Source organism: Albibacterium sp. (assembly GCF_035514885.1).
GTDB lineage: Bacteria > Bacteroidota > Bacteroidia > Sphingobacteriales > Sphingobacteriaceae > Albibacterium.
This window is the reverse complement of the sequence record NZ_DATJCH010000007.1, coordinates 1-23,019: the sequence shown is the minus strand read 5'-3', so window position 1 is coordinate 23,019 and position 23,019 is coordinate 1. Positions and strand designations below refer to the sequence as shown.

At 36.2% G+C, this 23,019-nt stretch carries 23 protein-coding genes and 2 pseudogenes; 23 read left to right on the top strand and 2 right to left on the bottom strand.

Going from position 1 to position 23,019, the window contains the following annotated elements:
• Nucleotides 1-17: 17 nt before the first annotated feature.
• The 19 genes and pseudogenes from neuB to VL047_RS02100 all read left to right on the top strand — a co-directional run bounded on the left by neuB (nt 18) and on the right by VL047_RS02100 (nt 17,381).
• Nucleotides 18-1,025, top strand: a complete 1,008-nt coding sequence (gene neuB, locus VL047_RS02185; RefSeq protein WP_325358070.1) for an N-acetylneuraminate synthase — start codon at nt 18-20, stop codon at nt 1,023-1,025.
• Nucleotides 1,026-1,046: 21 nt separating this feature from the next.
• A complete protein-coding gene (gene neuC / locus VL047_RS02180) occupies nt 1,047-2,210 on the top strand; it encodes a UDP-N-acetylglucosamine 2-epimerase (protein ID WP_325358068.1) in 1,164 nt (387 codons plus the stop codon).
• A 170-nt stretch (nt 2,211-2,380) separates the two neighbouring features.
• The gene (locus VL047_RS02175) at nt 2,381-3,364 is read left to right on the top strand and encodes a nucleotidyltransferase family protein (RefSeq protein WP_325358066.1); all 984 of its coding nucleotides are present in this window, start codon (nt 2,381-2,383) and stop codon (nt 3,362-3,364) included.
• Nucleotides 3,351-4,067: an acylneuraminate cytidylyltransferase family protein gene (locus VL047_RS02170; protein WP_325358064.1), complete on the top strand. Its 717-nt coding sequence runs from the start codon at nt 3,351-3,353 to the stop codon at nt 4,065-4,067. Before VL047_RS02175 ends, VL047_RS02170 begins: the two co-directional genes overlap by 14 nt.
• A 61-nt stretch (nt 4,068-4,128) precedes the next feature.
• Entirely contained in the window at nt 4,129-5,622 is a 1,494-nt protein-coding gene (locus VL047_RS02165) for an oligosaccharide flippase family protein (RefSeq protein WP_325358062.1), read from the top strand.
• Nucleotides 5,623-5,638: 16 nt separating this feature from the next.
• Entirely contained in the window at nt 5,639-6,952 is a 1,314-nt protein-coding gene (locus VL047_RS02160; RefSeq protein WP_325358060.1) for a hypothetical protein, read from the top strand.
• A 25-nt stretch (nt 6,953-6,977) separates the two neighbouring features.
• Nucleotides 6,978-7,736, top strand: coding sequence for a glycosyltransferase (locus tag VL047_RS02155; protein WP_414635299.1), 759 nt, complete (start codon nt 6,978-6,980; stop codon nt 7,734-7,736).
• Between the two features lie 34 nt (nt 7,737-7,770).
• On the top strand, nt 7,771-9,003 hold the full coding sequence (locus VL047_RS02150) for a glycosyltransferase family 4 protein (RefSeq protein ID WP_325358056.1): 1,233 nt from the start codon (nt 7,771-7,773) through the stop codon (nt 9,001-9,003).
• 66 nt (nt 9,004-9,069) lie between these two features.
• Complete coding sequence (locus VL047_RS02145; protein ID WP_325358054.1) at nt 9,070-10,260, top strand: polysialyltransferase family glycosyltransferase; 1,191 nt, start codon at nt 9,070-9,072, stop codon at nt 10,258-10,260.
• Between the two features lie 9 nt (nt 10,261-10,269).
• Nucleotides 10,270-10,536, top strand: a pseudogene (locus VL047_RS13545) (hypothetical protein); the annotation flags it as partial.
• An 84-nt stretch (nt 10,537-10,620) separates the two neighbouring features.
• Nucleotides 10,621-10,776 (top strand): annotated as a pseudogene (locus VL047_RS13540) (DapH/DapD/GlmU-related protein); the annotation flags it as partial.
• A gap of 62 nt (nt 10,777-10,838) precedes the next feature.
• Complete coding sequence (locus VL047_RS02135; protein ID WP_325358050.1) at nt 10,839-11,129, top strand: hypothetical protein; 291 nt, start codon at nt 10,839-10,841, stop codon at nt 11,127-11,129.
• Between the two features lie 224 nt (nt 11,130-11,353).
• Nucleotides 11,354-11,806, top strand: a complete 453-nt coding sequence (locus VL047_RS02130) for a hypothetical protein (RefSeq protein ID WP_325358048.1) — start codon at nt 11,354-11,356, stop codon at nt 11,804-11,806.
• 756 nt (nt 11,807-12,562) lie between these two features.
• A complete protein-coding gene (locus VL047_RS02125) occupies nt 12,563-13,306 on the top strand; it encodes a WecB/TagA/CpsF family glycosyltransferase (RefSeq protein WP_325358046.1) in 744 nt (247 codons plus the stop codon).
• A 253-nt stretch (nt 13,307-13,559) separates the two neighbouring features.
• Complete coding sequence (locus tag VL047_RS02120; protein ID WP_325358044.1) at nt 13,560-14,540, top strand: hypothetical protein; 981 nt, start codon at nt 13,560-13,562, stop codon at nt 14,538-14,540.
• 85 nt (nt 14,541-14,625) lie between these two features.
• The gene (locus VL047_RS02115) at nt 14,626-15,726 is read left to right on the top strand and encodes an ISAs1 family transposase (RefSeq protein ID WP_414635300.1); all 1,101 of its coding nucleotides are present in this window, start codon (nt 14,626-14,628) and stop codon (nt 15,724-15,726) included.
• 158 nt (nt 15,727-15,884) lie between these two features.
• The gene (locus VL047_RS02110; RefSeq protein WP_325358040.1) at nt 15,885-16,133 is read left to right on the top strand and encodes a UPF0175 family protein; all 249 of its coding nucleotides are present in this window, start codon (nt 15,885-15,887) and stop codon (nt 16,131-16,133) included.
• Nucleotides 16,134-16,376: 243 nt separating this feature from the next.
• Entirely contained in the window at nt 16,377-16,607 is a 231-nt protein-coding gene (locus VL047_RS02105; RefSeq protein WP_325358038.1) for a DUF3368 domain-containing protein, read from the top strand.
• A 294-nt stretch (nt 16,608-16,901) separates the two neighbouring features.
• Nucleotides 16,902-17,381 carry a hypothetical protein gene (locus VL047_RS02100; protein WP_325358036.1) on the top strand — a complete coding sequence of 160 codons (480 nt, stop codon included), beginning with the start codon at nt 16,902-16,904 and terminating at the stop codon, nt 17,379-17,381.
• A gap of 6 nt (nt 17,382-17,387) precedes the next feature.
• Here VL047_RS02100 and VL047_RS02095 read toward each other — a convergent pair whose 3' ends face one another.
• Both VL047_RS02095 and VL047_RS02090 read right to left on the bottom strand, forming a co-directional pair.
• Nucleotides 17,388-17,717, bottom strand: a complete 330-nt coding sequence (locus tag VL047_RS02095) for a nucleotidyltransferase domain-containing protein (protein WP_325358034.1) — start codon at nt 17,715-17,717, stop codon at nt 17,388-17,390.
• Nucleotides 17,693-18,097 carry a HEPN domain-containing protein gene (locus VL047_RS02090; RefSeq protein ID WP_325358032.1) on the bottom strand — a complete coding sequence of 135 codons (405 nt, stop codon included), beginning with the start codon at nt 18,095-18,097 and terminating at the stop codon, nt 17,693-17,695. The genes VL047_RS02095 and VL047_RS02090 overlap by 25 nt, the downstream gene beginning before the upstream one ends.
• Nucleotides 18,098-18,375: 278 nt before the next feature.
• Here VL047_RS02090 and VL047_RS02085 point away from each other — a divergent pair, with 278 nt between their 5' ends.
• The 4 genes from VL047_RS02085 to VL047_RS02070 form a co-directional block, all read left to right on the top strand.
• Entirely contained in the window at nt 18,376-18,708 is a 333-nt protein-coding gene (locus VL047_RS02085) for a DUF6922 domain-containing protein (RefSeq protein WP_325358030.1), read from the top strand.
• A complete protein-coding gene (locus VL047_RS02080) occupies nt 18,663-19,298 on the top strand; it encodes a nucleotidyl transferase AbiEii/AbiGii toxin family protein (protein ID WP_325358028.1) in 636 nt (211 codons plus the stop codon). The genes VL047_RS02085 and VL047_RS02080 overlap by 46 nt, the downstream gene beginning before the upstream one ends.
• 224 nt (nt 19,299-19,522) lie before the next feature.
• Nucleotides 19,523-22,156: a DEAD/DEAH box helicase gene (locus VL047_RS02075; protein ID WP_325358026.1), complete on the top strand. Its 2,634-nt coding sequence runs from the start codon at nt 19,523-19,525 to the stop codon at nt 22,154-22,156.
• Between the two features lie 384 nt (nt 22,157-22,540).
• Nucleotides 22,541-23,019 (top strand): radical SAM protein (locus tag VL047_RS02070; RefSeq protein ID WP_325358024.1); only part of this gene is annotated, 479 nt, incomplete at its 3' end.

The following is a 23,019-nucleotide window of genomic DNA, read 5'->3' as shown; positions in this document are numbered from 1 at the left end:
CTATTTTTATATAACTTATGCATACCCTCATTATAGCAGAAGCTGGCGTCAACCACAATGGAAACCTCGAAATAGCAAAACGACTGATCGATGTTGCAGCTGCAGCCGGGGTTGATTTCGTTAAGTTCCAGACATATAAGACCGAAAAATTAGTAAGCAAAACAGCTCAAAAGGCAATTTACCAGAAGAAAAATGTCAATGATGGAGATAGTTCACAGTATAAAATGCTTAAGAAATTAGAGTTGAGTGAAGATATGCATGTTGATTTGATTTCTTATTGCACACAAAAGGACATTAAGTTTCTGTCTACTGGATTCGATGAATCCAGTATTGATTATCTGGAAAAGCTGGATGTTGAGCTCTTCAAAGTCCCCTCTGGTGAAATTACTAATAAACCTTATTTGAAGCATATTGCATCCAAAGGAAAACCAGTAATTATTAGTACCGGGATGTCCTCTATTTCGGAAATAAAGGATGCTCTGGAAGTCTTGATGAGTAAAGGCCTGCCCCGCGATTTAATTACCGTACTACACTGTAATACCGAATATCCTACTCCGATGGAGGATGTGAATCTGAAGGCCATGTTAACTATCCAAAAGGAGCTGAATGTGAAAATTGGATACTCTGATCACACTCTTGGCATTGAAGTTCCAATAGCCGCAGTGGCAATGGGTGCAAATGTCATAGAAAAACACTTTACTTTAGATCGCAGCATGGATGGACCAGATCATTTAGCTTCTCTAGAGCCGGATGAGTTAAAGCAAATGGTCAAAGCTATACGAAACGTGGAGCTGGCTTTATCAGGATCTGGTGAAAAAAAACCAAGTGAAAGTGAGCAGAAGAATTTAGCTGTTGCACGAAAAAGCATCGTGGCAGCACAAAAAATTAAGAAAGGAGAGATTCTTTCATCAGACAATATCACTGTCAAAAGACCGGGAAATGGTGTTAGTCCTATGATGTGGGATGAAGTTATTGGGAGCAAAGCGAAAAGAAATTTTGAGGAGGATGAAGCTATTGAATTATAATCCAGTGCAATATCGGTTATTATGAAAAGAATAGCAATAGTAACTGGGACAAGGGCTGAATATGGCCTTTTAAAGCCATTAATAGAATTAGTTCATAAAGACCCAGAACTTGAATTACAACTGCTTGTCACTGGAGCTCACCTTTCCTTTAATCACGGGAAAACCGTGCAACAAATTGAAGCAGATGGCCTCCCTATCTCAAAAAAAATTGAAATTCTTTTGTCGTCAGATACTTCTGTAGCGGTTTGCAAGTCTATGGGCTTGGCACAATTATCTTTTGCTGAAGCTTTTGAGGAATTAAAGCCTGAGCTTGTAGTTATTCTTGGTGATCGTTATGAGATGCTGGCAGTAGCTTCGACAGCCTTAATGTTTAATATCCCTATTGCTCATATTCATGGAGGCGAATTGACTTTTGGTGCTATTGACGATTCCATAAGACATGCCATTACGAAAATGAGCAACTTGCATTTTGCTGCTACAGAGCAATACCGTAAGCGGATTATTCAAATGGGAGAGGTGCCGGATACGGTGATAAACACTGGAGCTATTGGCCTCGACAGTATTAAAAATCTCAAACTATACAATCGTAATGATTTGGATAGTGCCATCGGGACAAGACTCAAAAAGAAGAATTTCATAATTACCTACCATCCAGAAACTCGAAATGTTACAGATGTTAAGCATCAAATAAAGGAATTGTTGAGAGCGCTGGAAGGATTTGACAAAGAAACCTTGTTCCTTTTTACTGGCGCAAATGCTGACATGCATGGGAATGAAGTGAATCAAATTATAAAAGACTTTGTGTCAAATCATTCTGAAAATTCACTTTTTTTTGAGTCCTTAGGTCAGTTGAGGTATTTGTCATGTCTCGCTCATTTCGATTTGGTGATTGGAAATTCATCTAGCGGGATAATAGAAGCGCCATCATTCAAACGCCCTGTAATAAATATTGGTATTCGGCAAAGTGGACGCATTATGGCTCCTAATATTATAAATTGTGATGTTAATAGGGCCGATATTTCAAGAGCTATTAAGAAAGGTCTTTCTAATTCATTTAAGTTGAGTATTAGAGAGATGCAGTCGCCCTACGGTGATGGCGGTGCTGCAAATCGAATTCTCTCATTTATAAAAACACAAGACATTGGTAGAATTAAGAAGTTTCATGACCTACCATTCGATGTTTGATTGGGACTTGCAAATTTGTTAAAAAAACACATTAGTGGAGAGTTTGTTTTGGCAGCTATTTAATTAAACAAAATAGCCTTCATTATTGTAAATAATTTTTATATATACACATGATTTATCGTGATAATCATATAATTTTTTCGGGATCTCCTCTCAAGCGGGCGCTAGAAATGCTCAATTTAGTGCCTAAGAACCTCTCTTTATTTGTTGTCAATCAAGAACAACAGCTTATTGGCACGCTTACGGATGGAGATATTCGACGCGGACTACTTACCGGAATTTCTGTTGATGCCTCAGTTGATGAGTTTATGTTCACCCGATTTAGGACATTGAAAGGAACTCCTGACCCAATTGAAATTAAAAAGTTGAGAGAACTAGGTATCAAACTTGTTCCTGTTTTGGATGGGCACGATCGAATTATTAAAATTCTTGATTTAGGGTTTATCAAAACTAGCCTGCCCGTGGATGCCGTAATAATGGCGGGAGGAAGAGGTGAACGCTTGCGTCCGCTTACCGACAAAGTGCCTAAACCAATGCTGCCGCTTGGGGGTAGGCCTATTATAGAATACAATATCGATAGGCTGAGACAGTACGGAATTACAAATATTCACATTTCTATTAATTATCTGGGCCAGCAGATAGTTGATTACTTCAGTGATGGTAGTTTACACGGCCTTAATATCAAGTATGTTACTGAGGAGAAACCTTTAGGGACCATTGGAGCTGTCAAGCTGATCGAAAAATTCGACAATCCTTATATCTTAGTAATGAATTCCGATCTTTTTACAGATGCTGATTTTGAAAGTATGTGGTTTGCTTTGCACGAAAATGAAGCTGACCTGTGTGTAGCTTCTATTCCCTATACCGTAAACATTCCGTTTGCGATAATGGAGCGGACTAACGGATACATTACTGGACTAAAAGAGAAGCCTACCCATACGCATTATGCTAATGCCGGAATCTATTTGTTTCGTAAAGAAATGTTGAAACATATTCCTATGAATGAGAAGTTTAATGCCACAGATTTAATTGAGGCGGTTATTGAAAATAAAAACAAAGTTATTGATTTACCTCTTACTGGATACTGGATAGATATCGGAAGACACGAAGAGTATGAAAAAGCAAAAATGATTGTACAACATGTCCAAAGATAAGATGACGGGTACTCTTGTAGTTATTCCTGCACGTGGGGGATCTAAGGGTTTGCCAGGGAAAAATATAAAGCCTTTAAACGGCAAACCTTTAATATATTATACAATTGATGCAGCACGTGAAGTTGTTGATGATTCAGATATTTGTGTAACAACAGATGATGAATACATTGTTTCTACTGTGGAAAAATATGGAATTAAGGTTCCATTTCTCCGGCCTTCTAAGCTTGCAAGCGATAATGCTGGTTCATACGAAGTCTTGTTGCATGCATTAAAATTTTATCAAGACAAAGGGATTAGATATGAAAGGATAATATTATTGCAACCTACCTCTCCTTTCCGTACAGGTCATCAAATAAAAGAAGCTAACAAACTGTGGAATTTCGATTTGGATATGGTTGTGTCAGTAAAAGAAACAAAGAGTAATCCATATTTTCTGCTTTTTGAAGAGAATAAACACGGTTTTTTGGAGAAATCAAAATCTGGGAACTTCTTAAGACGGCAGGATTGTCCAAAAGTTTGGGAATATAATGGGGCTATATATATTATAAATGTTAAGTCGTTACAAAAGTTTACATTGAATGAATTTACAAAAGTTGTAAAATATGAAATGGATAATTCTAGTTCTTTGGATATTGATGATATGATGGATTTTTTAATGGCAGAAACTTTAGTAAAGATGAAAACAAAATTGGAACTTGGTTAATGTTTTATAAACTTTTTAGCTGTTTATTGATTTGGCCGGTTATTACTGAAACGCTTTTGTAATGGGGAAAGTATTAAAGAATTCGGTTTCTAGTATAGTGAGGGTGATTTTGGTTACGCCTATTTTTTTTATATTAATTCCCTATACAATTTCAAAGATTGGAACAGAAGGATATGGGGTATGGGCTTTAACCGGCATTATTTCGAGTTATCAGTCATTTGTTAATATGGGCTTAACGGGAGCTCTAATTAGGTATGTTGCTATTTCAAATGTTAATCAGGACAAAAGTGCTTTATCTGAATATCTTGGCACATCATTTTGGGCTTATTTTTTACTTTCAGTAGTTGTAGGGATTGTTATATTCATATTTCAGGATTTTATTATTACAAGGATTCTAAATATTAAAATCGATATTACCACTTCTAGGATATTGTTGATTTCTACGTTCATTGCCTCTGCCATTAATATGATTTCAGGTTTATTCAAATCGACAATTGATGGACTGCAACGAATGGACGTGTCAAATTTAATACTACTTCTTCAGGTCGTCATTTCTGCTGTTGGGACTTTCGTTTTTTTAGAAATCGGATGTGGGTTGTTAGGCTTAGCTTATAATCTAGTTATTACCTCGATTTTGAGTTTTTTGGGTAATGTGTATAGCGCTAAAGTCATTTCGGGCTTTAATTTTAGAGGATTTGTGTTTAAGATTTCTCGTTTGAAAGAAATGTTTTCGTATAGTGTTAACTTGCAATTAGGCAGCATAGTTAGGGCAGGAATTGAACCGATGAATAAAGTCCTGTTATCACATTTCTTTTCAATGGAACATGTTGCTTATTATGACATAGCATGGAAATTCAGCGTGAAACTGGGGGGGCTGGTTAACGCTGCTCTAACTCCGATTTTGCCAGCCTCAACAGAAATTTACGAAAAGCATGGAGTTGAGAAGTTGGAATTATTTAGAAAAAAGGTAAGTGTATATATTTTGAGTTTTATAACCCCCTTGTATGTGATAATTCTTGTAGTGCTGAGCGCTTTTGTTGCGCTATGGATTGGGTATTCAAACAATGAAATAGTTATTAGTATAGTCATATTTTTAATAGCGTCTTTTATTAGTTCCATTACAATCCCAGGCTATTTTATTTTAAACGGATCTGGTTTTGCAAATGATACTTTCAAGGTCCAGTTATTTGGGACTGTTTGTAATGTAATTGTGATTTTTCTTGGAATCGAACTAATTGGATTTTATGGATTTGCTATAGGCTTTTTTGCAGCACAGGTACTAAATTTCTTTATGACTTATAAGTTTTACTCCAACAGGATTCTTAATGAAAAGGGTGTTTATAAGCTGTTTTGTTTTCCACGGTTGTTGTTGTCAAATTTGGCAATTGCAATACTTGGATTTATTATCGTAAATGTGTTTATGGTGGATACATATTGGGAATTAGTGCTTGTTGCAAGTTTGTTGCTAGTGGTATATTTGGCGTTGTTGAGACACGCTAAAGTCATATCTCCTGAAGATATTCCCAATGTTGGATTTTTGAAAATGTTTAGATGAATAATACGTGGTATAAATGGAAGTTAGTTCGATAATAACAATTTGTTTATTGTTAGGGTCAATTAGCTTTGCTGTATTTTCAGGAAATACTGCCATGTGGTTATTGCCGATTTTTGTTTTAGGTAATAATGCCTTAGGTTTTGCAGGTGATCACTTTTTGTCAATACCAGGAGTCTATAATATTAAGGATATTGCTTTTGGGGCGTTATTTTTTTTCGCACTTTTTAGGTTATGGGCATTCAGAAAGATTGCAAAAAACAAAGTTATGGTTGCTTTTTATGCGCTTATTATTTTCATTTTTGTCCAACTCGTTATTTCCATTGTTAAATATGGAAACATTGAGGCAACTATCGTCGTTTTTAGGAAGCAAATATATTATTTGGGTTTTCTTTTTTCATGTATAATTTTCAGTTCAGTTACCCGCCGCGAGTTTTATGCTTTTATTAAGGTTTTTTTTACATTGCTCTTTCTTCAATGTATCATGTATGTGTTGAAAAGTACCACGGGAATTAATTTTTTTGGAGTAGATGATTTCCAGGTGATTACGACAGAAGAAGTGGAGATCGTAAGAAACTTTAGAGCATTCCCCAATTATATATTCTTATTGATTGTCTTCTGTACCATTTTTATTAGTAATGCGTTTGTGAGATATTCATTGTTATTGTTAATTTTCCTAACAATTTTCTTTTCTTATACTAGGCAATGGCTATTATTGGGTATATTTTTTGTAGTGGCTTCCGACTTCTTCCGTAAAGCATTATTCCGGCATCGGCTGAAAGTTTTATTGAGATATTTTGTTATTATTACAATAGGAGCTATAATATTCCAGGTTTTATTTACTGAAAGTTTTGATTATTTTATTGGGCGGCTTACTAAATTGCAAGAAGATGGCTTGGGCGATTCTTCTTTTAATATCCGAGTTGAAATGGTAGGTGCAGGAATTGATTATATATTCTCACACGATCCTTTTTTTGGAATTGGTTATATAAAGCGGAGTGCTTTTTCCCATACATCTAACGTAAAAAATTTTGGCTCGGAAATGGGAGATGCTGCCTGGGGGAATTTAGTGGTGCAATATGGCATTATTGGTAATTTGATATTGTGGTTTTTTATTTTCCTGATGCTGCGTGAAGCAATACGATTTTATCGTATGTGCCCAGATGAAAAAAGATGGATTACCATATTTGTAATTCTATCTTTTGCAATTTTACCGTTACATTCAATGTTGACTAATATTTTGGAGCTTCCCTCGCCTGTTAGTTATTTGCCTTGGGCGTTGTTTTTTGTGGAGCGATTTGATTATTGGGAAAAGGATAAGCTAAATGGATGATGTTTTGCCAAAAATTTCGGTTATTATGGCTTCTTATAATCAAGGAGCATTTATCAAGGAAGCCTTAGATCGATTACTCGGTCAGAATTACCCGAACCTGGAACTAATTATAGTAGATGGGTGTTCAAATGATAACACATTTAATGTTTTAGATGGTTATAAAGAGTACATAGACATCTTGATCCATGAACCCGACAGGGGTATGTATCATGCGCGAAACAAGGGTCTTGTTAGGGCTACTGGGGAAGTCATTTGTTTTTTAAATACGGATGATTTCCATCAGGCGGGAACTCTTAATTTTGTTGGAAGCTATTTTCGTGATAATCTTAATGTAGATGTGCTTTATGGGATATGCTTGGGTGTTGATGAATCTGGAAACAAGTTGAATGGATACTGTTTTGGAGATTTTGAATTAAACCGGAAAACCTTTTTCAGACAACTCCCTACATTTCCTGATCAAGCTACATTTATTCGAAGAGAATGCCTTTCTGTTGTAGGTTTATATGATCTAAGACTTAAGTATGGTGCTGATGCTAACCTATGGCGTCGATGCGTGTTGTTTAATTTAGAAATCCACAGGGTTAATAGACATTTTGCTAATTGGCGTATTTATGATCGTACATTAACCTACAATCCTAAATTTAAGTGGGAGAGGTTTTTTGAAGCAGTTGGCTTGTATTTTCGTTATTCGAAAGATCCATTTTCAAGATATCTTTGGAACCTTTTATTTAATTATTTTGTAGTTCAGAATTTGAAGTTTATTAAATCAATGTTTTCGCGTTGATAGGTCTATGTTTAATCTTTGAGATTCGTTTAGAATGAAAGTGTTGTTTGTTGCAGGATATGTTTCTGATAAAAAGCTGATTCCGTTTTCAAAGATCATTACTGGATATGGCTATATGGTTAAAGATATTGCAGTTGCAGTCAGAGGGAATGGCGTTGAAGTTGATGTTTTTACCCAAAAATGTTTCACAAGCGGAGGATATATTACAGGGATCAGGATTTTACCAAGGAGCTGGGGTTTATTGTTTAGGTATCTTAAAACTAATGATATTGTAAATGGATTAAAAGCTGCTGGTAAGGTGGACGGTGTAAAACATAAATTGAAACAAATACTGTATTATTTATCTTTAGGTTATTTTAGAAGAATTGTTTACAAAGGTAATTATGATGTAATACATTTCCATGGTATAACGTGGGACTTAAAACCATTGATTGATTTTTGTGATGAATTAGATACGAATTACGTTGTAACTCTTCATGGATTAAATTCCTTTGATGAAGGGGTAAAGATTGCGGATGATTTAAGACTGCTTGAGCGTGATTTTTTGACTCAATCGTATCTAAAAAATAAAAAGGTTACTTGTATTAGCACAGGGGTAAGGGATCGAGTGTTACAACATTTAAATTGTGATAAGAGTACAGATAATTTTAATGTAGTTTTAAACGGTACTCATGATGTTTCTGGATTACAATCACGTATTGAGGTTCGTAAGCTTTATTCTATCCCTGAGGACTCGTTTGTGTTTTGTTGCGTAGGGAACATAAGTGCTCGTAAGAATCAAATACAATTGGTTCGTGCATATAGGTTATTACCACAGGAGTGGAAAAGAAAAGTGTATATTCTGTTTCTTGGAAATGATAAGTCAGGCAGCCAGATTATTAACGAAATCGGAAGTTTTGGTGATCATTTGATTCTTTGTGGGGATGTAAAGAGAAGTGATGTTCACAGCTACTATTCCCAGTCTAACTTTAATATATTAGCTAGTATATCTGAAGGGTTTGGTCTTTCAATTATAGAAGGATTTATGCATGGTCTACCTACTCTTTGTTTTAATGATATAGATATTATTCCAGACATTTATTGTGATAAGGTTATGCTCCCTATTAATGAAAGGACAGATCAGGCATTAATGGATGGGGTTATTAATATGACAAAGAGAAGTTGGGACAGGGTTTCTATAAAAAAATATGCTCAACAATTTTCCTTGCAAAGTACTTCATTAAAGTACATAAATCTTTATAAAGAATTGTATAACAGGCAAATTTAATCGCCCTGTAAATATCCATTATAAATTACTGCTGAAAGGCTTGTCAATATGGACGTTGATTACACTATGAATTTATCTTGTAAAAAGTCACTTATTTTTTTTGTTCGACATGTTTCCCATTTGGCAAATCATGTTGATCCTTATTTTAAGTTTATTTCTGATCAGAACCTTGAACTAGTAGTTTTGCATACCACTTCTCTTACTGAAAAAACAGGGAGTGAGTGTGATTTTTCAGGTAAGAATTATAAACTTGTTGACGTAAGTAATTTCAGTTATAATAAGATAAATAAACTTTTAAGTGAAATTGATCCGAGTGGAATGATTTTTTATAATTTCCTCTCTCTTTTTGATGTCCTGATGATCAGAATTGCAAAGAGAAAAAATATTCATACTCTTTTTATGGAGCACGGGATATTGAATGAAATCCATTCAGTAAAATATAATGTTGTTTGCTTACGAGATAGTATTAAAAGATATCTAAAAATTAGCCTTAAGTATTTAGGTTTTCTTGTGAGCGATCCGGCGGGAATAGCTTATGAATTGAAAGTTATTATTGATGTGTTCTTGAAGAAAAGATATGAAAAGATAAAATGTAAATCGGCAATCTTCTATTCGGAAGAAGACTTCTTAGAAGCGAACAAAATTTTTAATTATTCTTCGCAAAGGGTTTTGTTTTCCGGCTATCCTATATTTAATACCAAGGAGGAATCTGAAATATTGGTTAGTAGTAAGGAAGAAGGTTATGTTCTGTTTATTCATCAGCCGGTTATAATGGCAAAGTTGACTGGGTTAAGTTATTCTGAAGAATTCATTTTCATAAAAAAACATGCAGATATAGTTAAGGCCTTTGGGTATGAATTAGTTGTTCAGATTCATCCCCGTGAATCCATAGCAATATACCAAGATGGATTATCTCATTGTAATATTAAAGTAATTCAGGAAACAGGTATAGCAAAGGTTGTTTCCATGTGCTCTTTTGTTATTGGGATGTATAGCACTGCTTTGTTTTATGCCATATATTTGAATAAGCCTATTTTCATCACAAAATATCCTCAGTTTAAATACGATTATTCTTTTTATTTTAAAGAAGTTGGTGTTGTTTTGGATGATATAGAAGACTTGAGGAAGGAATTAGAACATAAATTATATACCAGAAAGATCGTGGAATATGATAAGTATAAACAACGATATTTAGGAACGAATAATAGTTTTGAGGAAAGGTTTGAGGTAATTAGTAGAGTTTTGGGTCCAAGTTGATTTTTGCAAATGAATGGGATTAAATTAATTGTTTATTATTTGTTTATCAAACATCTTCCTCATTCCAGATATGTGGGTTTTGGTAATAAGATTAGGATTTTTTACTTGGTGAAAATTTTGAAAGTCATGAAACGTTCTAATTCAGCCAAGTTTGAATCCGGCATATACATTTCAGATTGTAAGCATCTAAAAATCGGGGCAGATTGCCGAATTAATGAAAACGTTTTTATTCAAGGGGCAACAATCGGCGACCGAGTTTTAATTGCGCCAGGGGTGTCAATATTGGCTACAAGTCATATTTATGAAAATAGGGAGGTTGCTATCATAGATCAAGGGACTACGCCAGTAAACCCGCCTATAATAAAAGATGATGTTTGGATAGGGAGAAATGCAATCATCAAAGATGGGGTAACTATAGGTAAGGGTGCCATTGTTGGGGCTGGAGCAGTTGTTACAAAAGATGTTCAAGATTATGCTATCGTTGGCGGGGTGCCTGCAAAAATAATAAAGTTTCGGGAATGATGGCACCGGTTTTTATAGTTGTGTTGCCGCCAAGTTGAAAAACAGCAAATCTCTTAATGACAGAATATAAAAAGGAATCACATGCTATTTTCTATCAATCTTTTGACCAAGGAAAAATCAAAATACAGAATAATCTTTGGAATTCTTGCAATAGTTTTTTCGATATCATGAATTTTATAAACCTTGGCGAAAACGATAAGATAAAAGTATTTGACTGGTTTTATTTTGCAATATTTCTCACGCTTGGAATTGGTCATGTAATTGAAGGAGCAGGAATACCTTTAGTGGAAATATTTGGTGCAAAAGCATATATTCAGGTTGATGCCGAAAAAATCGTGTTAAAATAAATCCTTTTGTGAAAGAAAAGATTGTCGCGTGGAATGAAATATTGGAACTAATACAAATCTGCCCGATACAAAATAACAAAAGTTGACAACAGTAATATAATTCTGGACTTACCCACGGAAAATTTCAGACAGGTTCAGGGAATTAAGGGGATTATAAAATCGTTTGCAACAGAAAAAGGAATCCATATTCAATAAATGTATTTCGAATATTTTAACCCACAACTATGAAAGAGGCATATATACAAATTTATAATAGAAATGAAAAATCAATAAAAATCCTGATGGCATTATCAATACTACTATTTACAATTGGGACAATCGGTCTGATTTTTAGACTTTCAAGTTGGAATATGCAATTATTTGAGGTTAGCCTATGGCAAAATTTGTTTCTAATTTTTCAAGGGATAACAACGTTTTTTATCTTGAAAAGTAGTTTAAAGTTCAAGAGATTTTTCATCTCGTGGAATAACTATGAGATATCATATCACTTCCCAAAAAACAAACATCCAGAAAAATTCAGAATAGAAGAAATCAAAGCTCTGAAAATTGTTGGTAATGAGATGAATATCTTGTTAAAAACGAATGAATCAAAGACAATCAACTTAAAATTTGCATTTATACCAAAACGAAATTTTATAAGGGAATATTTTGAAACTCTTAAAATGAACCTTGCTTGAATCTGGTTGTAAAAGTAGACCCTATAAAACAATTAACTAACACTTTAAATGTTGGAAAAAATATCAACCTGGCGGCAACTTCATGTATAAAATATTGGGGGTTTATGTGCAATGTATATCCATTCCCCGTAGCAAATGTCTTAATGGCAGAAAATAACGATGCTCACAAGCCCCCAACAATTTCATAGTGTGCCGAGAAGCAGAGCATCGGCAAAATATTGTTCTGCATGCTGTAGTTAAGATGGTGGAAACAGTTGTAAGTTGAACCACCGGTGTCGTCTTACAGGAGAGGGCATCAAACCACCTAAAGGTGCTTTAGTAAAGAGTTACGGTGCTGAGCGTTTAGGAAAAGGCTATCCATGAGATAGTACAGGAAAGGATATAGGAGCTGAACGAGAGTGAACCCTTGACGAGGAGTCGAGAAGTTGTACACCCAGTCAAAAGCTACAGAGTATGAAACGGAGTTATAAGTATTGCGGGAGCCTGAATTATTGGCTCTACGGCTGGCGTCTTTCAAAGGGCAGGAACTATAATAGTTAAATTAATTACCAACTTGAAAGGGGATGAGTTTTCAAATTTTGCTACATTAGAAGAGCCGTGTGATGGAAAACCATCAAGCACGGTTTTGTGAGAGGCTTGGGGTGAAATTCCCGTTGCCTACTCGACTACGTAACCGAAAGGATTGTGTAATGAAAAATATCATGGTCAACAATTAAGGACAAATGTGTTATACAAAATAATGAAAAAAAGCATTAAATGAGCGAGAAAGTATTGTTGTTCGGCATTCCCATAGATGCTTTAACAATAGGACAAACAGTTTCATTGATAAAGAAAAGGGTTGAATCAAAGGAGTTTACGCAGCACGTTGTTGTTAATGCAGGAAAAATTGCTGCCATGCAAAGAGATGAGACATTGCGCCAATCGGTGTTAGATGCTGATATTATTAATGCTGATGGAATGGCTGTGGTTTGGGCATCCCACTTTTCAGGAAAGGGTTTACCGGCAAGAGTAGCCGGGATTGATTTGATGTTGGAATTGGTCAAAATGGCGCATGAACAAGGGTATAAATGTTTCTTTTTTGGTGCTAAAGAAGAGGTTGTAACAAAAGTATGTGATATCTTTTCAGATAAATATTCTAATGAAATAATTGGTGGTTTCCGGAATGGCTATTATCACAAAGAGGATGAGGTTAATATAGTAACTGATATTGCGAAATCAGGTTCTCATATGCTATTTGTGGCTATGAGTTCACCCCAAAAAGAGATTTTTGTTAACAGATATAAAGGTAAGATGAATGTCGCTTTTGTTATGGGTGTTGGCGGAAGTTTTGATGTCGTAGCAGGTAAAACTAAAAGAGCACCTGTTTGGATGCAAGGAATAGGATTGGAATGGTTTTATAGGCTTATGCAAGAGCCAAGAAGGATGTGGAAAAGATATTTATTCGGAAATTTTGAGTTTGTTATGTTAGTGATTAAAGACTTATTTAAAAGATATTATTAGAGTGACATTAGTTTCTTCATGAAGGAAATATTGTATAGTAAAGAATGCCTATTTTATCCAGTAAAAAAATGGAATAAAAAGAATAGGTGGCAATAATGTGATTCAAACATATTGGGTTATGGGTGTCATTCCCGTTAGCTAATTAGATTGGCAACTTGATGAGTTTGAACAGTTTAGCACACATATACTACGGTTAACAGAAACGATTAAAAATAATTAACATAAAAGCTATCTGCAAATCATTGATTATATCATGGAATTAATAGTTAACCTAATAAAAAAGTATCATGTTGCTTTGGATACTGTGAAGGAGTTTGAAGAAATAATTTTATCTGATCATTCAGTAAATGCAGTAAAGCCTGCAAACTGCTTGTTAATTAAGTCTTCGACTTTTATTTGGAAGATTTGGAATAAACTTTGTGCAAAGTTAAAATTTCAAGTTAAGTTTAACTGGAAAAAAAAAATGGTATATAAAAAACAGCTATTTGTTGTCCTGATGGGAACAAATTTCAGTCAATGTCTTCCATATTTTGCTTTTTCGGCCAGCAAAAGTATGTATCTTTTTGATTCATGGCCAGCTACTCATAAAAAAATAGAGCGTTTCGTTAATTTATTTGGAATTGATAATATATTCTTCACTTCTTCTCAAACTACTGAACTATTTCAAAAAAGATTAAATGGAACAAAATGTTATTGGATACCTGAAGGAATAAACCCTGAAGGATATAAACATTATAGATACGAGGATAAAAACATCGATGTTCTTGCCTTAGGTCGAAAATATGATGCTTATCATGAGCAAATAGTAAGTTATTTATATAGTACTAAAAAGGTATACTTATATGAAAAAGAGAAAGGGGAAATAATTTTTCCAACCAGAGAAGACTTCATTGATGGTTTGGCTAAAGCAAAGATATCTGTTTGTGTTCCCTCAAACATTACTCATCCAAATCGTGCGGGGAATATAGAAACTATGACAATTCGGTATTTGCAATCCATGGTTTCAAAGTGTATTATTTTAGGTCATGCACCAAAAGAAATGATTACTCTTTTTGGATACAATCCTGTAATAGAAATTGATGCATTAGATCCCGTAGGTCAATTACAATCGATACTTTCTAATTATTCAGATTATATTCCTCTCATCGAAAAGAACTATAATATCGTGATGAGTGATCATACTTGGATGAATAGATGGAGCAAGATAAATAGTATTTTAGCGGTTAATGTCTGATATGTTTTTCATATACAATTAGACTCTCCAGTCTATGCCAGTCTGCTTTACAAGAACAGATAATTGACAAATATTTTTACCTTTTATCCAGAGTCTCCCATATAGGTTTTTATTAAAAGTCGATTTGAAAGATCCAAGAATTAAACGTAATAAACGGCATGAATTATTAGACATTATCGTTTTAACAATTTTAGCAGTTGTATGCGGTGCTGAATCCTGGGATTCTATTGAACTTTTTGGCAAAACAAAAATAGATTTTTTGAAGCAGTTTCTAAAATTGCGAAACGGGATTCCTTCACACGACACAATCAACCGTGTGTTTTCGATATTGGATCCTAAACTGTTTGAAGAAGTCTTTATAAAATGGGTTAATTCCTTGCGCAACAAAAACGTTGATATTGAGCTGATTGCAATTGACGGAAAGACTGTCAGAGTGTCAAAAGATACATTTAATGAAAAAACACCCGTTCATTTAGTCAATGCATGGGCATGCAAAAACCAGTTGGTACTTGGTCAGTATAAAACAAAAGATAAGTCGAATGAAATTTCCGCAATTCCAAAACTGCTCGATCTTTTGGACATTGAGGGCTCCATCATTACTATTGATGCAATGGGCACACAAAAAGCTATTGCTGAAAAGATCGTGACCAAGGGAGCTGATTACATTTTAGCATTAAAAGGCAACCAGAAAGAAATCAACGAAGAAGCGCAAAGCTTGTTTAAAATACAAAAACCCAATTCAACCTGTGAAGAAACTGAGAAGGGACACGGCCGCATAGAAACAAGAAAATGTGAAGTTATCACAGATCTAAAGTTCCTTGATAGTAAAGAGAAATGGGAAAACCTAAACAGCGTTATAAAGATCACATCTAAAAGAGTTCTAAAAGAAAAAACTGAATCAGAAATCAGATATTACATTAGTAGCCTTAATTTAAACGCAATTGATTTCAATAAATACATAAGGATGCACTGGGGTGTGGAGAATTCCTTACATTGGACTTTGGACATGGTCTTTAATGAAGATTACCAACGAAAAAGAAATGGACGGTCTGCTGAAAACTTTGCTTTAATACAAAAAATGGCTCTGAACATATTAAAAAAAGATCAATCCAAAGGAAGTCTTAAATCAAAAAGATTGAGAGCCGGTTGGGATAATAAATTTTTACTGGATATTATAAAAATTTAAATGCGTTGACCCTGCGAATTTTTGGGAGTATGCTTACGACATGCAAATAGTATTTATAGTTTTGGGGATTGCGTAACGATTTGTGAGGGATGAATTTAAGGCTTAATGTAATTTACTATTAGGTATTTTTTAGGTATCTTTGTTAAAACGTAACTGCTATGAATAGAACAATTTCTATTGAATATCCTGAATATCTTGCTAATTCATTAAGATTGGAAACAAAGGATTTTAAGAATGAAATCAAAACCAGTTCTTTGATTAAGTTATTTGAATTAGGCCGTGTTTCATCAGGTACAGCAGCTAAAGTGTTAGGAATATCGAGGGTTGATTTTTTAGATTTATTAGCTAAGTATAATGTGTCCATATTTTACGAATCTGATTTAAGAGAGGATGTTATAAATGCTTAAGGTAGTATCCAATACAACGCCACTTATCTCTTTGTTAAAGCTTGGGGACTTGATGTTTTAATGGAATTATATCAGGAAATACTAATACCTATTGCGGTATTTGAGGAAATTTAAGCCGGAAAAAACAAGTCATTTTATCGTAATTTATCGAATATCGATTGGGTTAAAATTATTAAAATTGAAAACGAAGATGCAAGAAGGTATTTTCTAGATTTAGATAAGGGGGAAGCAGAGGCTATTATTTTGGCTACTGAGGTAGGTGCGGATCTTATTATTATGGACGAAAAGCTTGGTAGATTTCATGCAAAACATGCTGATTTGAAAGTAACAGGCACAGTAGGAGTCTTAATAAAAGCTAAAAGGGAAAGAATAATAAATGAGTTAAAACCTCTTTTGTTCGAGTTAAGAGCTAAAGATGTATGGATTAGTGAGAAATTTATTGATGAAATATTATCCCTAGTGCATGAAAAGTAATCTCCATTATCCACTATCTGAAGATTAATGGGTATTCAATATTTCATCTACAGATTGGTCATCGAATTTCCGCTTATTATTTTATCCACTAATTGCACGAATTTATGATCGACGGAGTCAATTGACACGAAATACTGTCCGAAATATGGGGGGTATTATGCCATAAACAATTTGAAGCATTGGCTATTTATTGTCCGCATGAGTATTGTTTTTATTATTTTAGCAGTTCTTGCAGATCTTGTGATTTGCTCTGCGGGAGGGATTATTTGCCTGTGTGATAATTGATTAGCGCTGATGCTTATGAGGGCCTTGCTTTTGGTTTGCTTGTGTTTTTTTCTTTCAGTTTCAGCCTTTGCCGGGTCTGAACGCTTCTTCACGGTCTTAAGTCAGGGTTCGAGGGATGATGTTGAAAAGCTTATCCTGGATTACGAAGCTAAGGGGGATACAGGTTCACAAGCTAATATATATCGTGGGGCCTTATATGCGCGTATGGCCGGTTTGGTTAACACCCCGGTTCAGCGCCTTGAGTATTTTAAAAGGGGGAGGCTGCTTATTGAAGCGGAGATAAAGCAAAATGCAGATAATATTGAATATCGCTTTATCCGCTTGATAATTCAGGAGCAGGCTCCGTCTATTGTGAGGTATCGTGATAATATAGAGGAAGATTCAGCTCTTATTATTGCCGCTTACCAAGGGCTGGATGAAAGGCTGAAGCGGGAGTTGCAAAGATATGCTGCCACATCGCAGGTGCTGAATAGCCTTTTAGCGCATTAGCGCTTATTAAGGATATTGCAGCGATTTCTTTATTTCTATTCCCGTCTTCTTTATTTCGAGAACAAAGGGATTGTCGGACATTAAATCTTGAAGTGATAAAGGATGTGGTTCTATCCTCGAATCAAACTTTGAGGCTAGAAGCATTAACTGGACTTGAATGTCGAACTTTTCTGAATCTTTAAGATCGTTAATAATCAAGGCTATATCAATATCGCTTTCGGGTCGCTGTATGTTTTTGGCATAAGAACCAAATAAGTAGGCAGTGATAAATCCGGGGGTTTGATTTGATACAGATGAAATATACCGTCTAACTATTTTATCAATGCTTTTATCCATTGTCTGTTGTTTTTTATGTTTTCGACCCAGATTGCTGTGTATTCCGGTGTACACTTTTGTTGAAAACTCATTTTATAATCATCATACCTCGCATTTATGTTAAATGCTGTAACCGTCGCGAAAAACAGCTTCTGATCCTCAGACAGAATCATATTGCATTTTTCTGCAAGTCGCAATATGTTATGGATAAAGGGAGGATGATCATTGTTGTTTTTAACGTATAGAGCCTTTAATAGTTTTTCAATCATTAAATGACCCACAAATAATGCCCAATTGAATCTTTTACTTTCAAACATGGCAATCATGGTATCGTAGTCATCATCTGAACTGTCAGACCAATATTTTATCAGTTTATCTTTATTGAAATTCGGTTGATCCATTTTTCAAAAATACAAAATTTTCATTTTAAATCCTATACAGCACTTTAGGATACTACTGCTTTGGTACAGACTGTTACAATTCTAAAGGTAACGACTCTTTGAAAATAAAACAAATGCCTAAGAGATTGGGTTAACGTTCCTGTAGGGTTTCCGGACATGTAGACAAAGGTATGACCGGAAAAACCAGGGCATTATTCGATCTGGAGTATGTTGAATTGTTGTGAAGAATTGATTAGTTTTGTGTAGATTGGTGGTTGGAAGTTATACCTTACATAAAGATGATGAAGAATATGGAATCTTTTATTGGAAATAATCAAAAAGTATTAAGTAAGTTTTCCAGCCATCTTTTTTGGGATGTTAATCGTAATAGTCTGGATATTAACAGAAGCAGGAGGCTTATTGTCCATAGAGTTCTTGATTACGGTCTTCTGAAAGATTGGCAGCTTTTGGTAAAGGTTTACGGGATAAAGGATATATCAGAGATTTCATCTACGATAAAGGATTTGGATATTAAATCTGCTGCTTTTGTTTCGTTATTATCTAAAACTCCGTTAGAACAATTCTCATGCTTCACTACAAGACGATCGATTCCTCAACACTCGATCTTTTAATTGAACTACAGGCTAAACCGGCATTTAAAGATTTGAGATTAGTCGGAGGAACCGCATTAGCGCTACAAATAGGACACCGAAAGTCGATAGATATTGACCTTTTCGGAGTGATTACTGCAGACGAGTTTGATGTTTCAAGTCAGATCGCGTCTATTGGGGATACTACTATTCTTAGAAAATCAACCAATATAAGTATCTACCTGATTAAAGGGATTAAAATTGATATTGTTAATTACTCATATCACTGGATTGAAAATCCGGTTATTGAGGATGGGCTATTGTTAGCAGATATTAAGGATATTGCGGCGATGAAGATAGCCGCAATTACCGGAAGAGGGACAAAAAAAGACTTTGTTGATTTATATTTTTTGTTACGATATTTCAACCTCAATCAAATACTTGATTTCTACAGGAAGAAGTATCCTGATGGGTCTGATTTCTTAGTTCTTAAGAGTTTGTCCTATTTTATTGATGCAGATAATGATGAGGATCCCGTGATGCTTATTGATGAAAAGTGGGAATGCATTAAAGCATATATTATGGAAACGGTAAATGATTATATGGTGGGGATGGCCGGGGAGAAAAAGTAGGATAGAGTTTTTAAATCTATATTGATGTCTGTAATTAGGTGGGCAACCTTTCCTGAAATTTATTTATAACTTTGCAATATGCGTAAAGAGAAGTTGATAACAGGTGTGAGAGTTACTCAACAAAAAGAGATAGCAAAAGTCATGTATAGCGTTGAAAGAATAAGACGTGGATCAGAAGATAGATTGATAATACGTACATAGTTATTTCAAATAAAGAGACAGGCATGGAAGATATTAAACGGGCCATCGGGGAGAAGCTGGATTCGCTCCGGAGTGCGATGAGCCGTGAAGAATTGGCTTTCGGGCAATATATGTTTAACAATGGTGAGTGCCAGATACTGACCCAGTCGGGGGAAAAGGTGGAGGTGCTGTTTTCGGAGGGACAGCCGGTAGAGGAGGTTGCCATTTTTTGTGAGAGAGAGGGGGATAGCATTTTGATCGGTCATTCCTTAGAGGAGTGGAATCGTTATACTTATGCCGCTTTGCTACAGTTTCAGCATGAATTAGTGTTGCTGGATAATGCCAGTCATCTTGAACATATTAAATACAGCCGCGAGGGAATGATGAAACGGGTGCTTCAGGAGCGGCGTCAAAAAGCCTTTGCTGCTAAATACCGGGTCGATTGGGCCGATAATATCTATGGAGATCATTCCGTAACCAATGAGAATGGCATAAAATACAAAGTGTTTCTTCGCGACTTTGAAAATGAAACAGGTTACAGCAACAGCCGCGATGCCGCCATTAACAAGCTGGGAACCACCAAGCACATCATGTACGTGTTCAACCAGCTGAAGGAAAACAAAAATCTTTATAACCGCCTGGGAAAAACGTGTCCCTTCGTTGAAGTTTATCTTGATCCGCTGAATGAATACCGTATTACCTGGTTTTATCCACACGCATTAAGCAGGGAAACAGAGCTTTTAATCAGGCGTTTTTTCGGTAACAAAAGATACATCGACGATGATAAAACGGAACAATTTTCAGCTTTCCTGGACGAAAGCAAGTCGTTTGGTAATGTGGTGATCCGGCCGGAGGTTTATCAGAAAATAGAGAAGCTGTGGGAGACTCAATCCCTGAACGTGCTTCGGGACAAATACCAACCCGATTTTTCCGGTATCAGGGCAAATCTGTACGAATATCAAAAGGGAGGGATTCGTTTTGCTGCCACCAGAAAATCAGCCATCATTGCTGATGAAATGGGGTTGGGTAAAACCATCCAGGCCATAGGCGCTGCATTGGAGAAAAAGGAGTTGTTTGGATTTAAAAAGGTGTTGATTGTTTGTCCGGCTTCGTTAAAAGCGCAATGGAAGGCCGAGATTGAAAAGTTCAGCGGTGAACAGGCCGTTATCGTCTCGGGCTTGCCCGGGGAGCGTGCGGTCTTTTACAGGGAAAGCGCTGCCATGTTCGCGATAGTTAATTACGAGATGGTTTTACGTGACCAGGAAGCGATCCGAAGGGCTGCCTTTGATTTTATGATATTAGATGAAGCACAACGGGTTAAAAACTTTGAGACCAAAACAGCTCATGCCATCAAGCAACTTAATAGTAAGCACACATTAATCATTACCGGAACGCCCATTGAGAACCAGTTGGTGGATTTGTTCTCGCTGGTTGGTGTTCTGGATGATCAGTTTCTGGGTCCCTTGTGGGAGTTCTCGTATCAGCACTGCTTGTTCGATGCTACCAAACTGAATAAGATCAACGGGTATTATAACCTTCAGGAGTTAAAGCAGAAGCTTGAGTCTGTGCTTATCAGGAGGGAAAAACGTAAAGTGATTGAGCAACTACCCCAGGTGCAGCAGCACGAAGTGAGGGTGGGATTAACCGGGTTACAGCAGGATTACCATGCTTCATACGCTAATGGGTTGGCGCAGATTGTTCATAAAAAATTTCTCACACCTTATGATTTAAAGAAGATGCAGCTTCTTTTAACCAACATGCGTATGGTATGCGACTCCTCCTTTTTAGTGGATGAAGCAACCCATGACTCCCCCAAACTGGAAGAGTTGAAATACATTCTGGTTGACAGATTAGACATCCGTAACAGCAAAAGAAAGGTGATTATCTTTTCCGAATGGGTTAAAATGCATAAGCTTATTGGAAAGATGCTGCGTGAAAATAATATAGGGTTTACCGAATTAAACGGGAAAGTGCCCGTGACCAAACGGGGCGAACTGATTAAGCGCTTCGAGACCAGCGAATCGTGCCAGGTTTTTCTTTCAACCGAGGCTGGCGGAGCCGGGTTAAACCTCCAGATGGCCGACATTCTCATTAATTTTGAGTTGCCGTGGAATCCGGCAAAGAAGAATCAGCGCATCGGCCGTATCGATCGCATCGGACAGCGAAGTTCCCATTTAACTATCTTCAATTTTATATCCAACGGTTCTATTGAGGAACGGATTGCCCAGGGACTATTAGTGAAACAGAGCTTATTCGACGGGGTGTTGAACGGCGAAAGCTTAACCGATTTTGTTGACTTTTCGGAAAAGGGACGGTCACAGTTTTTGCAACAGGTGGCTGAGATGGTTGACGTACTATCGACGGAAGATCCCATTACGCCTGTTGAAGAGGAACAAATTATCATCAGTGAGATCGCCGATCCGGATCCCTCCGGTATGGAAGCGAAGCAGGGTACTCTGTTTCCGGAAGCTCAGGACGTCCCGTCTAAATCCAGGCAACAGGCTGAAAGCGTTCAAAAGGCACAACAGATGGAGCAGGTGATGAACAACGGACTGCAATTTCTGTCAGGATTATTTGAGATGGCCACCGGCAACAAAGTCGATATGAAGGATCAAAAAATTGAGATTGATCCGGTTTCGGGTGAAGTAACTATGAAGTTTAAAATGCCGCTGAATTAACAATTCTGTAGGTTTTCCGGGCATACAAACAAGGATATAATTGGATAAAAAGCGCATAGCCATATTTGGCAATCCGAATCATGGCCATTTGAAAAGTATTTCCATCCAATGGGCTTTTCAAATTTCACAAGTCGTTTCTTGTAGTAAAGGATAATTATCGCCAAATGCGGGATGTTCTTAGTAATTGGTTGCGATGTTGTTTTTCTTAGTTTTGAATAGTCTAATAAGCTACTACTAATGAAGTTTTACTCACTCTTAAAGCTCCAGAAAAGCATAAAAAGCAGGAGATTAAAGCTGCTGGGACTGTGGCTTGCATCTGTTTTGGGATTCAGGCATCTGTCGGTACGTCTTGATACTTCCTTGCGTTGCAATTTGGCCTGCCGTATGTGTTATTTCAGCTCTGAAGACTACAGGAAAAAAGCCGGAGGAATTCTCAAAAAGGAAGAGTTGGAGGGGATAGCAAAAAGCCTATTTCCGCGTGCCTTTCAGCTTGTTATTGGCTGTGGAGCCGAGCCTACGCTGGTTAGTCACTATCACGAATTATTTGCTTTAGCTAAGAAGTATGGAGTTCCTGATAAGAGTCTGGTAACTAACGGCCAGCTTCTAAGCAAAAATGATATAGAGCAACTGGCTGATTCCGGGCTTAATGAGCTTATTATTTCTGTTCATGGTGTTTACCGGGAAAGCTATGAGTACTTGATGCCCGGCGCACGTTATGCTCATTTGCTCGAACTGCTGGAAAACTACAGGCAGCTAAAAGAGTTGAGAGGAACTGATTGCCCTGAGTTAAGAATTAACTATACAGTGAATCCGGACAACCTTTATGAACTAAATGATTTCTTTAGTGTTTTTGGCGAATTTGG

Bases quoted from the DNA above. Each gene is read 5' to 3' on its own strand.
- VL047_RS02130 (WP_325358048.1), top strand. From the start codon at position 11,354: ATGAAAGAGGCATATATACAAATTTATAATAGAAATGAAAAATCAATA.
- VL047_RS02135 (WP_325358050.1), top strand. From the start codon at position 10,839: ATGACAGAATATAAAAAGGAATCACATGCTATTTTCTATCAATCTTTT.
- VL047_RS02165 (WP_325358062.1), top strand. From the start codon at position 4,129: ATGGGGAAAGTATTAAAGAATTCGGTTTCTAGTATAGTGAGGGTGATT.
- neuB (WP_325358070.1), top strand. From the start codon at position 18: ATGCATACCCTCATTATAGCAGAAGCTGGCGTCAACCACAATGGAAAC.
- VL047_RS02160 (WP_325358060.1), top strand. From the start codon at position 5,639: ATGGAAGTTAGTTCGATAATAACAATTTGTTTATTGTTAGGGTCAATT.
- VL047_RS02175 (WP_325358066.1), top strand. From the start codon at position 2,381: ATGCTCAATTTAGTGCCTAAGAACCTCTCTTTATTTGTTGTCAATCAA.
- VL047_RS02150 (WP_325358056.1), top strand. From the start codon at position 7,771: ATGAAAGTGTTGTTTGTTGCAGGATATGTTTCTGATAAAAAGCTGATT.
- VL047_RS02125 (WP_325358046.1), top strand. From the start codon at position 12,563: ATGAGCGAGAAAGTATTGTTGTTCGGCATTCCCATAGATGCTTTAACA.
- VL047_RS02155 (WP_414635299.1), top strand. From the start codon at position 6,978: ATGGCTTCTTATAATCAAGGAGCATTTATCAAGGAAGCCTTAGATCGA.
- neuC (WP_325358068.1), top strand. From the start codon at position 1,047: ATGAAAAGAATAGCAATAGTAACTGGGACAAGGGCTGAATATGGCCTT.
- VL047_RS02110 (WP_325358040.1), top strand. From the start codon at position 15,885: ATGAATAGAACAATTTCTATTGAATATCCTGAATATCTTGCTAATTCA.
- VL047_RS02145 (WP_325358054.1), top strand. From the start codon at position 9,070: ATGAATTTATCTTGTAAAAAGTCACTTATTTTTTTTGTTCGACATGTT.
- VL047_RS02100 (WP_325358036.1), top strand. From the start codon at position 16,902: ATGCTTATGAGGGCCTTGCTTTTGGTTTGCTTGTGTTTTTTTCTTTCA.
- VL047_RS02120 (WP_325358044.1), top strand. From the start codon at position 13,560: ATGGAATTAATAGTTAACCTAATAAAAAAGTATCATGTTGCTTTGGAT.
- VL047_RS02085 (WP_325358030.1), top strand. From the start codon at position 18,376: ATGATGAAGAATATGGAATCTTTTATTGGAAATAATCAAAAAGTATTA.
- VL047_RS02075 (WP_325358026.1), top strand. From the start codon at position 19,523: ATGGAAGATATTAAACGGGCCATCGGGGAGAAGCTGGATTCGCTCCGG.
- VL047_RS02095 (WP_325358034.1), bottom strand. From the start codon at position 17,717: ATGGATAAAAGCATTGATAAAATAGTTAGACGGTATATTTCATCTGTA.
- VL047_RS02080 (WP_325358028.1), top strand. From the start codon at position 18,663: ATGCTTCACTACAAGACGATCGATTCCTCAACACTCGATCTTTTAATT.
- VL047_RS02090 (WP_325358032.1), bottom strand. From the start codon at position 18,097: ATGGATCAACCGAATTTCAATAAAGATAAACTGATAAAATATTGGTCT.
- VL047_RS02170 (WP_325358064.1), top strand. From the start codon at position 3,351: ATGTCCAAAGATAAGATGACGGGTACTCTTGTAGTTATTCCTGCACGT.